Here is a 14,941-nt window from a genome sequence, read left to right as displayed (position 1 = left end):
CTCGAGCGCCAATTTGGCCGGCCGGCCGCTACGCCTCGCCCGACTGCCCGGATGCCTCGTGGTCCTGGCCTTGCGTTCTCTGCTGAATGATCTCAATCGCGGTGAAGGGCTCGAAGATGCCTTCGTGGCGTTGCCGCTCGCGTAGCAGCTCCTCGCTCCACTGGGCGGCGGCCTTCTGTTCCGCCGCCATGTGTTGGCGGGCGCGGTCCAACTCTTCCTTGATTGCCTGCGTCGCCTCGTCCGGAGCGGGACGGTCGACGAACTCGTCCATGATTGCCACCCACCGCCGGTTGAGCTGCTCGGCGTACTGCGCCCGTCTCGTGTAGAAGTCGTTCTGGCATTCCAGTTCGATCAGGCGTTCCCAGTGCGGCTGGAGGAGCTGCCTGACTCGTCCCTCGAGCCGTACCGACACCTGCGGGCGGCACCTGACGTGCACCGTCCCGTGCTTGTACCTCCACAGGGCCGGGTCCTGCTCGTCCAGCGCCCGCTGCAGTGCCACCTCCAGTTCGCCGGCCCGGTGTGCGGGCAACTTGCGGGCCTGCTCGGCGGCGACCTCCCGCACGCGTTGGATCGCGTCTGACATGAAGTGGTGCGCGTACCAGCGCAAAGCCTCCGGTCCCACGCCCCTGGACGACCAGGTGAGGGTGGCGAGGACGGTGAAGCCGAACACGTACCCTTGGGCAGGGACCACGATCGGCCCCGACACATCCTGTCGCTCGACGAGTTCGTCGGGCGGTGGAGAGAGCGGTTCCGCCGCCGCAGGGGCATTCAGTCTTCCCGCCGCGGCAGACAGGTACTTCCAGAGGGATTTGAACCCTTCCGAGACCTGGGCGCCCAGATCCGGCCCGCGGTCGACCCGCCGCCGATCGGGTCTCTCCGACGTCGGCTCCCCGCCTGAAGCCTCGGTCAAGGCACCCCCCCCTCGTTGCGAATCCCTCCACCCCGGTCCTGGGGCGTAGGTCAGCGCACCAGTGCGGTGGTTCGCGCAGGGGTGGCTGATGGGAGCAGTCACTCTTGAAGGATCGACGCGATGACCCTCTCTTATCCACATAACACGCCCATCGAGGGCAAGTCGTACACCACTTTGATGGCGGATCGATGCGGTCGCCGAAGGATTCGACCATCAGCGCCTGAAGCATCTACCTGAAAGGTTGGTCTTCGTTCCCCCGTTCTATGCGGGCGGCGGGGTATGCGCCTCGCCTGGACCGGAGCACCGACAATATCCATGATGGAGAGCACCCGAGCAGGATCAATGACGAGCGTGGTGTGATCACGCGGAGGTGTGGAGGTGGTGATGAGCGTTGTGGATGGTCTGGTGACCCAGGGGCCGGCGCTGCTCGGTGTCCTGGTCGGCGTGGCCGGCACCATGTTCGCCACGACCGTGAACGAGCGTGCCCGCTGGCGGCGCAGCCAGACCGTGCGGTGGGACGAGCGCCGCCTCGATGCATACGTCGATTTCACCCGGGCGGTCAAGGAAATCCACACCGTGGCGACTCAAATGCTCCGCAACCACCGTCCCGAGTCGCGCCGGCCGTTCCTGGACAGGGACGACGGGTTGGCCCGGCTCGCTGAGGCGGATGTCCGTCATACCCTGGCCTGGGAGGCCGTTCTCCTGCTCGGCGACCAGGTCACCGTTCGTGCTGGCTCCGCATGGCGGGACGCCGTCCGGGACATCGAACGGGCAGCACGAGCGCTGCCGAATCCGCCGACCGACCTTCCTGAGTTGATTCGCCGCGCCGACGAGGGGCGAGACAGTTTCTACCGCGCCGCTCGCGGCAGCCTATCCGTCCGCGGCGGATCGGTGGAGCAGGTCCGGCGCCCATTGTCGGAGCCGATCACGGCCGAGCCGGGAGTGCTGGCACAGCGGCGTAGAGCCCATCGGGACCGCGGCCAACCGGCACCGCCCGCCTGACATCGAATCGGTCTCGGCGGCCCTCGCCACATCGGTCACCGTGACGCGAGGGCCGGGGACGCCGCGGGAGGCCAGGCGATCGGTACGGTATGCAGCATGTCTTCGCCCACCCCTGCGCCGCTGCTCCGGGACTACATCGAGATCCCGGAGAGCACGAGCCAGAGCGACTTTGTGCTCAAGCTCGCCGACAGCGTCACCGACGCCGACGCCACCCTCCGCGACTACGTCGTCACGGACCGGTTGCTGGCTAACTTCGACGAGGCGCTCGGGCTGATCCGCTCCGCGGTCGAGGGGCACGCCTCCAAGGCTGCCTATCTGCACGGCTCCTTCGGCTCCGGTAAGTCGCACTTCATGGCGGTGCTGCACGCGCTGCTGCGCGGCGAGTCGGCCGCCCGGGGCCGCGACGAGTTGGCCCCGCTGGTCGCCAAGCACAGCGTCTGGCTGGACGGGCGCAAGTTCCTGCTCATCCCGTACCACCTGCTCGACGCCCGCTCGCTGGAGCAGCGCGTCCTCGGCGGCTACGTCGACCGGGTCCGCGCGCTGCACCCCGAGGCGCCAATCCCGGCGGTGCACCGAACCGACTCGCTGCTGGACCAGGCCGCATCAACGCGGGAGAAGGTCGGGGACGCGAAGTTCATTGCCGAGTTGCCCGGCGGGGACGCCGAGGACGAGTGGGGCGACAGCGAGACGTTCTGGACCACCGAGCGGCTGAATCACGCGTTCGCGGGCGCGTACAACGACCAGCTGCGCCGCAAGCTGGTCAACGACCTGCTGACCAGCTGGAACGTGGGATTCTTCAGCAACGCCCGGGAGGACGCCGAGGCCTTCGTCTCGCTCGACCGGGGCCTCACCGAGATCAGCCGGCACGCCAAGGAACTCGGCTACCACGGCCTGATCCTCTTCCTCGACGAGCTGATCCTCTGGTTGGCCAACTCCATCGGCGACCAGCAGTTCGTCTCCCGCGAGATCCAGAAGATCACCAACTTCGTCGAGGGCGGCGACACCCGTCGGCCCATCCCGGTGATCAGCTTCATCGCCCGCCAGCGTGACCTGCGCGAACTGGTCGGCGAGGAGGTCACCGGCGCCAACGAGCTGAGCTACCAGGACACCCTCAACCTGGCCAGCGGCCGGTTCGACGTGATCAAGCTGGAGGACCGCAATCTCCCGGAGATCGCCCGCCGCCGCCTACTCAAACCCCTCGACACCACCGCCGCCGAGGCGATCCGCAAGGCATTCGACGCCACCACCAAGGTACGGCGGGAGGTGTTCGACACCCTGCTCGGCACCGAGTCCGGAAGCGGTGCCGACATAGACGCCTTCCGGTCGACGTACCCCTTCAGCCCGGCGTTCCTCTCCACCCTGGTGCATGTCTCCAGCGCGCTGCAGCGCTCCCGGACCGCGCTGAAGCTGATGCGGCAGCTGCTGGTGGACCGTCGGGAGACCCTGCGCCTCGGCCAGCTCGTGCCGCTCGGCGACCTTTACGACGTGATCAGCAGCGGCGGCGATCAGCCGTTCACTGAGAAGCTCAAGGCCGAGTTCGAGATGGCCCAGAAGCTGTACGACCTGAAGCTGCGCCCCTACCTCCTCGGCCAGTACGGCCTCACGGAGGACGACCTCGACGCCGCCCGCCGGGGGGGAGCCCTGTCGGGTGACACTGCCGGACGAGTGCGTGCATTCACCGGGGACGACAGGTTGATCAAGACACTGTTGCTGGCCGCGCTCGCGCCCAACGTTCCGGCGCTGCGGAACCTTACCGCGCGACGCCTGTCGGCCCTCAACCACGGCAGCATTACCAGCCCGATCCCGGGCGGCGAGGTCGCCCAGGTAAACCACAAGCTGCAGGAGTGGGACAGGCAGTTCACCGAGATTCGCCTGGGGGACGGCGACGACCCCATCGTGTCGTTGGAACTGGTCGGCGTCGACATCGACAGCGTGCTGGGCCCTGCCAAGCACTTCGACAACGACGCCGCCCGAAGGAACATGATTCAGCGGTTGCTGTGGGAGCAGTTCGGCGTCCCGTGGAGTGACTCGCTCTTTGTCGAGGCCGGGCTAACTTGGCGAGGAACCCGTCGCACCATCGAGCTGCTCTACGGCAATGTCCGCAACCCGAACGATATCCGGGATGAGGCTTTCAACCCCGACGACCCCGAGCGTTGGCGATTGGTTATCGATTACCCCTTTGACGACGGCAGCCACGGCCCAGCTGACGACCGTCAACGGGTCCAAGCCCTTGCTGCCCGAATGCATCCCCGAACGGTCTGTTGGGTGCCGGCCGCGCTGACTACTGAGCGGCTGAACGAGCTTGGCACTCTCGTCATCATTGACAAACTGCTGGAGGGGCAGCGGTTTGAGACGCATGCCGGCCATCTCAACCCGGACGAACGTCACAGTGCCCGCACGACGCTTGCTAATCAGCGCATCTCGTTGATCAACGGGATGCGCCGGGTGCTGCGGCAGGCGTACGGGCTTGCGCAAAAGCATGCCATGGACGTGCGGCTCGGCTTCGACGATCACCTGCTGTCGCTGACCCGTGCGCTGGAGCCAAAGCTGCCCTTGGGCGCAGCCTTCAACGACGCGCTGCGCAGCCTCGGCGACCAGATGCTCAGCCAGCAGTACCCTGCCCACCCGGACTTCGATCCAGACCGCAAGGGCGATCCCGTACGCCTGGCCGACGTCAAAGTGGTGCTCGGCTACGTCCGCCGGGCCGTCGAGTCTCCCGAGGGTCGCGTCGAAGTAGACCGGGCGCATCGCCAGATCGTGCGCCGGATCGCCAACCCTCTTGGCTTGGGCACCATGCACGAAGCAGCGTTAGTCATCGAGGGGGAGTGGGTCCAGCACTTCCAGCACAAGGCGGCCAGCGAGGGCATCGCCGGCGAGCTGCGGGTGGCCGACCTGCTGCGGTGGATGGACGACCCCAAGCCGCGCGGCCTCGACCCGATTGTGGCGCAACTCGTCGTCGCGACCTTCGCCGAGCAGACCGACCGCGCCTTCTACTTCCACGGCAGCGAGGTGATCCCGGCTCCCGAGCTGGGCAAGATCAGCGCGGATCACACGCTGCGCGAGGAGCGGCTACCCAGCCAGGAGGACTGGCAGGCGGCGCGGGCCCGATCCGCCGCCATCTTCGGCTTCCAGCCGCTCGACCTGCGGCGCGGCCGGCTGGTCGCCCTCTTCGGTCGCGATCTCACCGCGCAGGCCACCCGCCACCGGGAGGCCGCGCACGGACTGGTCGCACGCCTGGACCAGCACGCGACCTGGCTCGGCATCGACAAGGAGTCCACCGGTGGCCGGCTCGCCACCGCCCGCGCCGCCGCCGACCTGCTGGAGTCCCTGGTCAGTGGCCGATCGGCGGTCGAGACCGTGGAACGGCTCGCCCACGCCGAACTCGCCGGTCCCGCCGATCGAACCGGTAAGAGCATCAGCAGCGCCGCCCAGGTTGTGGCGGCACTTACTACGGCGTCATGGGACAACTTCGACCTGCTCCGTCGGCTCCCCGAGAAGTATGCGGCCCGGGCTGCAGCAATCCTGGACGAACTTCGGGCTGCTGCGCAGGCCGATGAGCTCACCATTCGGCTTCAGCCGGCACTGGACAGGGCCAAGTCTGAGGCCAAGGCCTTGCTGCAGCGCGCTGTCGAGGAGAGCCGGGACGACAAAGATAGTGACGACGACCAAGATGAGGACGAGAGCGAGAAGCAGAAAATCATTGTTGGCAAGCGGCGCGTGGCAGCTGTAGAGGTGGGCCAGGTGCTGGATGAACTTCGTGCTCTCGCGGGCTCCCATGGCGCGGCCACGATCGAGGTGACCTGGAGAATCCTGTCGTGACCCAGGCACCCGCACCAGCGCAGGCGCTGCGGATCAACCCCGTAGCCCTGGCGCAGAAGGTGGCGCAACAGCTCGGCCGGCACCGCAACGGCGAGGCGTACCCGGTCATGGTCGTGCGCGCCGAGCCGGCCTGGCCGCACGACCCGGCGATCCTGTTGCCCGACGGGCGCCAGGTCCGGGTCGTGCCGTGCGTGTCCCCGCTGGCCATCTGGGAGCACCTCGTCGCCGACCGTGGCGACGAGGTGCTGGTGCTGCTCACCGACATCCCGGAATCCGAACTCGGCCACGGGGTACGCAGCCGGATCTTCCGGCAGAAGGTCCACACCATCGAGCCCTGGGACCTGGTCGTGGACGCCTTCGGCGCCCAGCTGCCGGACAGCGCGCTGGAGCGGGAACGCTGGGCCGGCCCGGCGCTGCTCGACGCCATGCCGCCGGCGGGCTGGCCGAAGCTGACCACCGCGGTGCTGACCCGCGACGTGGCGTTGCGGCACCTTGCCGCCGTACGCCTGGGACTGGACCGCCGCGGGGGGAGCCCGGACGACCTCGACGTGGCGGCCCTGCTGCGCTGGAGCGCCGAGCCGTCGGCCGTCGACGCGTTCGCGCTGCTCGGGCAGGAGGAGCGGGACGGCCTGGCCGGCTGGTTGGTTGAGCAGTTCGGCCGGCCGGCCCGGGCGCTCTTCGCCCTCATCGGCGCCGGTCACGGCGCGGACGCCCTGCCACTCGGCCTCGTCTGCGACGCGCTGTGGACCACGGACAGCGCCGAGGCGGTGCGGGCGCAGGGGCGGATCGACCAGTACTTCGGCAACCTCGACGACGATGCCACCGTGCGGGGCTTCGCCGACGCGGCGGTGCAGGTGGTGAGCGCGATGCTGACCGCCCGCGAGCGGGAGACGCGGCTGCAGGGAAACGCGGTGCTGGACCGGGCCGAGGAACTCCTCATCCAGTTCAACGCGACGGCCAGCGCTAGCCACAGCCCGATCCTCCGCACCGGCTTCACCCGGCGGATCACTACCGCCGCGCAGGCGCTGCGGGCCGCGCTTCGCGACCCGGCCGACCGCGCGCTCGACGACGCGGTCGACGCGCTCGCCGGGCATCGGCTGGCCGACGTGGAAGCGACGCGGGTCAACCGGATCCGGATGGGCCAGCGGCTCGTGCGGTGGCTCGGCACCGAGCAGGAGCCGCCGGCGAGTGTGGCCGACGGGGTGGACCAGCAGATCGGCCAGTGGGGCTGGGTCGACGTGGCGCTCAACCACGTCTGGGCCGGCGACGACGCCAACCCGGAACTGCAGACCGCGTTCCGGGAGATCCACGACCGGGCGCAGCAGCGGCGGCGGGACCTGGACCAGGCGTTCGCCGGGCGGCTGGCGGCGTGGGCCACCGCCGGGCCCGGCAACGACGGCGACCTGCTGACCGTGGAGAACCTGCTGCCCCGGGTCATCGACCCGCTGGTCAAGGCCGACCGGCCGGTGCTGCTCGTCGTCCTCGACGGGATGAGCGCCGCCGTCGCCGTGCAACTCGCCGACGAGTTGTCCCAGCACTGGGTCGAGTACGACCCGCTCGCCGGTTCGGCTGCGGGCCGCCGACGGGGGATCGTGGCCGCCCTGCCCACCCTGACCGCGGTGTCCCGGACCTCGCTCTTCGCCGGCGCTCTCCGCGAAGGCAACCAGGCCCACGAGAAGAAGCTCTTCGCCGACGGTCGGTGGGGCAAGGGTTCCCGGATCTTCCACAAGGGGCCGGCCAAGGGTGGGGCCGGCTGGGCGTACGCGGGCGAACTGGCCGACGCGGTGGCCGGCACGGCGCCTGTGGTGGCCGTCGTGATCAACACGGTGGACGAGTCGCTGACCCACGGCCGCGAGGGCGACGAACCCGGCTGGCAGCTCGGCGACCTCGGCTTCCTGCGCAGCCTGCTCGACCAGGCCCGCTCCTCTGGACGCGCCGTCGTCATCACCAGCGACCACGGGCACGTGCTGGAGCGGGGCGGGCAGCACGTCAAGGCCTCCGACGCCGCTTCGGCCCGGCACCGCACCGGCTCCGGCCCGACCGCTCCTGGGGAGGTGGAGCTCACCGGCCCCCGGGTGGTGGCCGACGGCAAACGGATCATCGCGCTGTGGGATCCGATGCTGCGCTACCGCCCCAGCAAGGCCGGCTACCATGGCGGCGCCTCACTCGCCGAGGTCACCATCCCGCTGCTGGCGTACCTGATGCCGAACGCGATGCAGCCGCCGACCGGTTGGGCTCCCGTCGAGAGCAGCCGACCGGACTGGTGGCAGGCGTCCGCGACCGCTCCGGTACCGGCTGCCCCCACGGCTCCGGCGCCCGCACCCCGGCCGCGTCGCAAGGCGCCGGCCGTCACCGGGGACGCGCTGTTCGACGTACCGGAGATGCCCAGCGCCCCCGCCGCAGCGCCGCCGGCTGAAGACGGCGATCTGGTGGGCGCGGTGCTGGCCACCGAGCTGTTCGAGGCGCAGCACGGCCTGACCCCGCGCAAGGTGGACCGCAAGAAGATCGAGGCGGCGTTGCGCGCGCTCGTCGACGCCAAAGGCGTGCTGCCGCTGGCCGTGCTCGGCCAGCGGGCCGGTGAGCTGCCCGGGCGGGTGGGTGGATTCGTCAATACGCTGCAGCGGATCTTCAACGTCGACAACTATCCGGTGCTGTCGCAGATCGACGAGGGGCGTACGGTCAAACTGGACATCGCGTTGCTGCGGACGCAGTTCGGCCTGCCCGGGGGCAGCCCGTGACCGCCGTCAGCCCGGCGCGGCGGCGAGAGGTCATCGACGCGTTGCGCCGGGGTGCCGTCCCGTCGGCGGGCCTCGACCTCTTCGCCGTCGGGCTCGACCGGTTCACTGTCGCGGTGGGGGAGGACCTGAACGCGGTCGCCACCGGCGGTTCAGTGTTCAAGGCGGTCCGTGGTGAGTACGGCTCCGGTAAGACCTTCTTCACCCGATGGATCGCCGAGCGGGCCAAGCGGGCAAACCTCGCCACCGCCGAAGTGCAGATCTCCGAGAACGAGACCCCGCTGCACAAGCTCGAGACGGTGTACCGGAGGTTGACCGAGCGGCTCACCACCTCGACGTTCCCGCCGAGCGCCCTGCGACCCGTGGTGGACGGCTGGTTCTACGCGTTGGAGGAGGACGTCCTCGCGGCGGGGGACGTGGCGGCCGAGGACGGGGATGCCCTCGACCGGGCGGTCGGGGTCCTGCTCGACCAGCGGCTCGCCGCCGTCAGCCGCACCGCGCCCGCCTTCGCCACCGCACTCCGGGGGTACCGGACCGCCTCGCTCGCCGGTGACCAGGCGACCGCCGACGCGGTGCTGGCCTGGCTCGGTGGGCAGCCGCACGTCGCCGCGTCCGCCCGGCGGGCCGCCGGAGTACGCGGCGACCTCGACCACTTCGCGGCGCTGAGCTTCCTGCAGGGACTGCTCGCGGTGCTGCGCGACAGCGGGCACCCGGGGCTGCTGCTGGTCCTCGACGAGGTGGAGACGCTGCAGCGGGTCCGCTCGGACGCCCGGGACAAAGCGCTCAACGCGCTGCGCCAGCTCATCGACGAGGTGCACTCCGGCCGGTTCCCCGGGCTCTACCTCCTCATCACCGGCACACCGGCGTTCTACGAGGGGCCGCAGGGCGTGCAGCGGCTGGCACCGCTGGCGCAGCGCCTCGCGGTCGACTTCACCACCGACGCGCGGTTCGACAACCCTCGGGCGGTGCAGATCCGGCTCGCGGGGTTCACCGTCGACTCTCTGGTCGAGCTCGGTGGCCGCGTGCGGGATCTCTACGCCGACGGCTCCGCCGCGCCAGACCGGGTGCGCGACCTCGTCGACGACGCCTACCTCGGCCAGTTGGCGCAAGCCGTCGCCGGTGGGCTGGGTGGCAAGGTGGGGGTCGCGCCGCGGCTGTTTCTCAAGAAGCTGGTCGGGGAGGTGCTCGACCGGGTCGACCAGTTCGACAGCTTCGACCCCCGACAGCACTACGCGCTCACCCTGTCGACCGCCGAGATGACCGACGTCGAGCGCAACGCGACCAGGGCTGATGAGATCTCGCTCGACCTTTCCGCCGACCGCTGATGGCCGGTGCTGACCTGCTGCACCCGGTGGTGCTGCACCACGTGGTGAACTCGCTGCAGTGGCCCGGACTGCGCCCCCTGCAGGAGGCGGCCGTCCAGCCACTGCTCGACGGGGACGACGCCCTGCTGCTCGCGCCGACGGCCGGCGGCAAGACCGAAGCGGCGGTGTTCCCGCTGCTGTCACGGATGGCGCAGGCGAACTGGTCGGGCACGTCGGTGCTCTACATCTGCCCGCTGAAGGCGCTGCTCAACAACCTCCTGCCGAGGCTGGAGACGTACACCGGTTGGCTGGGCCGCCAAGCCGCGCTGTGGCACGGGGACACCACGATGGGTCGCCGTCGCACGATCCTCCGCGAGCGGCCCGACGTGCTGTTGACGACACCCGAGTCGTTGGAGTCGATGCTGGTCAGCGCCGCCGTGGACGAGGGTGAGTTCTTCCGTCACCTCCGTACGGTCGTCGTGGATGAGGTCCACGCCTTCGCCGGCGACGACCGGGGCTGGCATCTGCTGGCCGTGCTGGAGCGGCTCAGCCGGGTGGCGGGTCGGCCCATCCAGCGGGTCGGGCTCTCCGCGACCGTCGGAAACCCGGACGAGCTGTTGAGATGGCTGCAGGGCTCCGGCCGAGCTAGTCGGCCAGCCCGTGTGGTGTCGCCTGCCGCTGTGGCCACCGCGTCGGCGCCGCCCGGCGAGGTGGAGCTGGACTACGTCGGTTCCGTGCACAACGCCGCCAAAGTGATCGCGACGCTGCATCGGGGCGAGAAGCGCCTGGTGTTCTGCGACTCGCGTGCGCTGGTGGAGGAACTCGGTCAGAAGCTGCGCGAAATGCAGGTGAAGACGTTCCTCTCCCACGCGTCGCTCTCCGTCGAGGAGAGACGCCGCGCTGAGGAGGCGTTCGCGCAGGAACGCGACTGCGTCATCGTGGCGACGAGCACGTTGGAACTGGGCATCGACGTCGGCGACCTGGACCGGGTCATCCAGATAGGCGCCCCACGCAGCGTCGCCGCCTTCCTGCAGCGCATCGGTCGGACCGGTCGGCGGCCCGGGACCGTCCGTAACTGTCTGTTCCTCGCTCTGGACGGTGACGGGCTGCTGCACGCGGCCGGGTTGCTCAACCTGTGGCAGGAGGGCTGGGTTGAGGCCGTCGTGCCGCCGCCGGAGCCGCGGCACATCGTGGCTCAGCAGATGCTCGCCCTGTCGCTGCAGCAGCACCGGGTGGGCGACCAGTTGTGGCCGGAGGAGTGGAACGGACTCCCACCGTTCGACAGGAGCGCCGAGGTCATTGTGCGCCACCTGGTCGAGCACGGATTCCTCGACTCGGACTCCGGCATGCTGTTCATCGGCCCGGAAGCCGAACTGCGGTTCGGGCGGCGTCACTTCATGGACATGCTGGCGGTCTTCACCGCACCGCCGGAGTTCACCGTGCTGTCGGGGCGTGCCGAGATCGGTCGGACGGACCCGGCACTGCTGACGGCGAAGGTGCAGGGACCCCGCCTGCTCCTGCTCGGGGGACGCAGTTGGCGGGTCACCCACATCGACTGGAAGCGGCGCCGTTGTTTCGTCGAGCCGGCGGACGGCGGTGGCAAGGCACTCTGGATGACCGGGGCCACGCCGCAGGGCCTGCCGTACCGGATGGTCCGGGCGATGCGCGACGTGCTGGTGGGGGCGGACCCGAAGGTCGCTCTCACCGCCCGTGCGATGACGAGGTTGGCGGCACTCCGCGACGACGCGACCGCCACGGTGCACCCCGGCGGCTCCGTCGTGGTTCGGGACAGGGAGGGCGAGGTGCGCTGGTGGACCTGGGCCGGGTACCGCGCCAACGCCACCCTGATCGCCACCCTGCGTGATCTGGCCGACCCGACACAGCGGTACGACGACGCCAGCATCCGACTGCGCCCCGACCTCGACCGGGAGATGTGGCGGGTGGCGACGGCGGACGCCGAGCAGCGGATCTGCCTGCCGGACGTCACCGAGAAGGCGCTCGCCGGGCTCAAGTTCAGTGCCGCCCTCCCGCCCCGCCTGGCGGCCGCGACGCTCGCCACCAGACTCGCCGATGTGGCGGGGGCGGCCGCGGTACTACGGGAACCTGTCCGATTCGCCTACCTCTAGAGAGCCCGCCAGCTACCGCTCAAGGCGTGGCCCCGGCCTTTGGCGGCATTGCGTTACTTTCACTCTGCGGCAGCAGAGAGCAGACCTCGACGTCGTGCCGCTCGTCGCCGAGCGGGACGCCTGCCGAGGGACGCCGTCGCGGCGCACACCGAGCCGTCGCGCCACCGCCTGGCTGTGCTGGTTGCCAGGGACGCTGAGCCACTCCACCCGTACCCTGCCACGCTCGTGAACGCCCAGTCGATCATCGCCTCGGCCGCTCGAGTGGCCAGCCCTTGACCCTGCACGTCTGACGTCAGCCAAACTCGGATTTCGCAGACACCGCGGGCTGCGGGGCCTCCCGCGAGCAAGCGGTGCGGTCGGCGGCATGGCCGGCAAGGGCGCGGGTAGGCGGCAGACATGACTGGATTGGTTGCGCACCTGCATGGCGGGCCACTCGACGGGGTGGACCGGCAACTGCCCGGCGCCACCGACGAACTCGTGGAGTTCACCCATGAGAGCGGTGACGGCACCTGGTACGTGGAGTACCGCAGGGTTCGCCGCGACGATGACGGATGGCATTACGAGGCGACCGGCGGGATGGAAAAACAGGACGAAGAGTAAGCAGTAGCTTCAGAAGAGTCACCCCCCTCGCCGGGTGACTGTCGGGCGCCGACGCGGGTAGACATCAGCGCCAGCCCCGGGCAGCGACCACCGCAACATGGTCGCGGCTGACCACTGTCTGCTGGCCGCCGCGCTTGGGGGTCGCTGACTGATGTACGACGTGACACCGTCATCCGTACCAGGGCGGTTGTCGGGGGAAATCGTGGAGCTCAGGGTCCACGGGGTGGCCGGCACCGGGGCCGGTCAGATGCTCGGTTGCCAGGACGTCCGTCAGGTGGCCGGCGACCGCCGGGCCGGTTTCTACCGCCCCCGAGCGCAATCCCCGCATTCCTCCGGTCCGGGCGGGACGGTGCTGGAGGCGTACCAGTGGAGCGAGCTGCCCTCCGGCACCGCGGGGCGGACGCTGTCCCTGGTCTTTCTCCTGCCGTTCATGCTCAGCAACACGACCTTTTGGATGCGCCCAGCGGGCGGGGGCCGGCAGTCCGGCGTCACGGTGCTGTGTCGGCTCCTCGCCCTCACCCTGACGGTGCTGTACGCGCTGACGGCAGCCGGGGTCGCCCTCGATCTCCTGGGATGGAGGTGCCTGGGCTCGTCCCGCTGTCTCGCCGGGCGGGGCTGGCTGTCCTGGCTGGCCGGCCGGCCAGCCGGTCTGCGCCTGGCGCTGCTGGCCCTGGTGCCGTTCGCCGCGGTGGCACTGGTGTGGTGGCTCAGCGCACGACAACAGGCTCGCCCTTACGGAGCCCCCCGGTTGCCGACGGCGGATTCCTCGGATGGCGACCTCGCGGCGTTGGACCGGTGGGACGTCTCGCCGACGGCGCAGCGGCTTCGCGCGATCCACGTCGCCGCTGCCTTCGTCACGCTGGACCTCGTGCTGCTCGCCGCACGCGCCGCCGCCGGGGCGTCCGTGGCGGTGGTCGTGCTGTCCGCGCTCACCGCAGCGCTGCTGGCCACGTGTGTCGTGCTGCTCTGCGTCCCGGGCCTACTGGAGCCGACTTCGAGCGCCGGCACCACGGATCGCATACCGGTGGTGCTGCACGTCGTAGCCGGCGGCCTGACGGTCGCGACGCTCGGGGCAGTCGCCATGGGAACGGTCCGCTGGCCGCGGTCGAACGGGCTGCCCAGGTACGACGCCATCGTCGCCATCGTCTTCGTCGCCCAGATGGCGCTGCTCGTCGCGCTCGCCGTACTGGTGCTGTGGCGTCCTGGCGGCCGGGACCGCCGGCCGGCGCTGCTGCGCGGGTTGGGCGCCGTCATCGTCGCGGCAGTCGCGGCGGGCCTGGCCGGGGCCCTTTCCGGCGAGTTGGTTTACCGTGCGGCGTCCGTGCTCAGCGGGCCGACGTTCGTGCTGCAGCCAAGCGACCCGGCGGTGCCGGCGCCGGCGTACCGGTGGGCGATCCTGGCCTTCTTCCTGACCCCGATCGCCGGCGCGGCGGCGTGGGCCGTCATCATCCTGTCGGCTCGCGCGGAGCGTCGGCGGACCGCGGCGGCCATCGTGGCCCGGGACTACCCCGCTCCTCCTCCAGAAGCGGCCACTCAGGTGCAACGAGTGCGGAAAGCGGTGATCCGGGCTTCCCTCACCGAGCAGCTGGGCTCACTCGGCATCGCCTACGCGTGCCTGACCGTGATCGGGCTCGCGGCCGGCGTGCTGGCTCTGCTGGGATTGGAGCCCGGCCCGCTGGTGCAGGACCACCTCGGCGTGCCGAGTGAGGCGGTGAGCGTGGTGATGGCCATCGGCAGCTACCTGATCCTCGCGCTCGTCGGCGGGCTCCTGGTCGGCGGGCTGTTCGCGCACGGGAGGGCGGGTTTTCGCCGCTACGTCGGAGTGCTGTGGGACCTTGGCACCTTCTGGCCCCGCGCGGCCCACCCGTTCGCGCCGCCCTGTTACACCGACCGCGCGGTGCCCGAGCTGACGTATCGGATCTGCCGGCTGGCGCGGCGCTACGACGGAGTGGTGCTCAGCGGGCACAGCCACGGGTCGGTCATCCTGGCCGCAAGCGTGCTGCGACTGCCCGCAGAGGTGCGGCGACGAGTCGCGCTGCTCACCTACGCCTCCCCCCTCAGGCGGCTGTACGCCCAGCTGCACCCTGCGTATTTCGGCGAGCCTGTGCTGCACGAGATCGGCGACCGGATCGGGTGGCGCTGGCTGAACCTGTGGAGTGACACCGACCCCATCGGCGGTTGGATCTTCTCCGGGCATCGGCCCGGGGACCCGCCGCTGCGCCCTCCGCCCGCCGCGTTGGTGGACCGCCGCCTACGCGACCCCGATACCGTGCTGGCTCAGCCAGGGGAGAGCGCCCTGCCACAGGTGAAGGGGCACATGCTGAATGAATCGGACGCCCGATACGCCGCAGCGATCTGCGAGTTGGCAGACCGGCTGCGAGCAGATCGGGAGCAGCGGGGTAGCTGGCCGGACCGCCGGCCAGCGTGAGGTCGCTCTGACCGAAT

At 70.2% G+C, this 14,941-nt stretch carries 8 protein-coding genes; 7 read left to right on the top strand and 1 reads right to left on the bottom strand.

Annotated elements, in window-relative coordinates:
- Window positions 1-28 precede the first annotated feature (28 nt).
- On the bottom strand, window positions 29-910 hold the full coding sequence (locus tag V6U88_RS13290; protein WP_334452861.1) for a hypothetical protein: 882 nt from the start codon (window positions 908-910) through the stop codon (window positions 29-31).
- A gap of 384 nt (window positions 911-1,294) precedes the next feature.
- Here V6U88_RS13290 and V6U88_RS13285 point away from each other — a divergent pair, with 384 nt between their 5' ends.
- The 7 genes from V6U88_RS13285 (at window position 1,295) to V6U88_RS13255 (ending at window position 14,924) form a co-directional block, all read left to right on the top strand.
- Entirely contained in the window at window positions 1,295-1,912 is a 618-nt protein-coding gene (locus V6U88_RS13285) for a hypothetical protein (protein ID WP_334452860.1), read from the top strand.
- Between the two features lie 96 nt (window positions 1,913-2,008).
- The gene (pglY, locus tag V6U88_RS13280) at window positions 2,009-5,731 is read left to right on the top strand and encodes a BREX-2 system ATPase PglY (protein WP_334452858.1); all 3,723 of its coding nucleotides are present in this window, start codon (window positions 2,009-2,011) and stop codon (window positions 5,729-5,731) included.
- Window positions 5,728-8,469 (top strand): BREX-2 system phosphatase PglZ, encoded by a 2,742-nt coding sequence (gene pglZ / locus V6U88_RS13275; RefSeq protein ID WP_334452856.1) that lies wholly within the window; start codon window positions 5,728-5,730, stop codon window positions 8,467-8,469. Before pglY ends, pglZ begins: the two co-directional genes overlap by 4 nt.
- The gene (brxD, locus tag V6U88_RS13270; protein WP_334452855.1) at window positions 8,466-9,791 is read left to right on the top strand and encodes a BREX system ATP-binding protein BrxD; all 1,326 of its coding nucleotides are present in this window, start codon (window positions 8,466-8,468) and stop codon (window positions 9,789-9,791) included. The genes pglZ and brxD overlap by 4 nt, the downstream gene beginning before the upstream one ends.
- Complete coding sequence (locus V6U88_RS13265) at window positions 9,791-11,896, top strand: DEAD/DEAH box helicase (RefSeq protein WP_334452854.1); 2,106 nt, start codon at window positions 9,791-9,793, stop codon at window positions 11,894-11,896. Before brxD ends, V6U88_RS13265 begins: the two co-directional genes overlap by 1 nt.
- Before the next feature lie 396 nt (window positions 11,897-12,292).
- Complete coding sequence (locus V6U88_RS13260) at window positions 12,293-12,496, top strand: hypothetical protein (RefSeq protein ID WP_334452853.1); 204 nt, start codon at window positions 12,293-12,295, stop codon at window positions 12,494-12,496.
- Between the two features lie 223 nt (window positions 12,497-12,719).
- A complete protein-coding gene (locus V6U88_RS13255; RefSeq protein ID WP_334452852.1) occupies window positions 12,720-14,924 on the top strand; it encodes a hypothetical protein in 2,205 nt (734 codons plus the stop codon).
- Window positions 14,925-14,941: the final 17 nt, after the last annotated feature.

Origin of the sequence: Micromonospora sp. CPCC 205739, assembly GCF_036906795.1 — a bacterium.
GTDB lineage: Bacteria > Actinomycetota > Actinomycetes > Mycobacteriales > Micromonosporaceae > Micromonospora.
The sequence above is the reverse complement of the archived record's forward strand: the minus strand, read 5'-3'. Positions and strand labels throughout refer to the sequence as shown.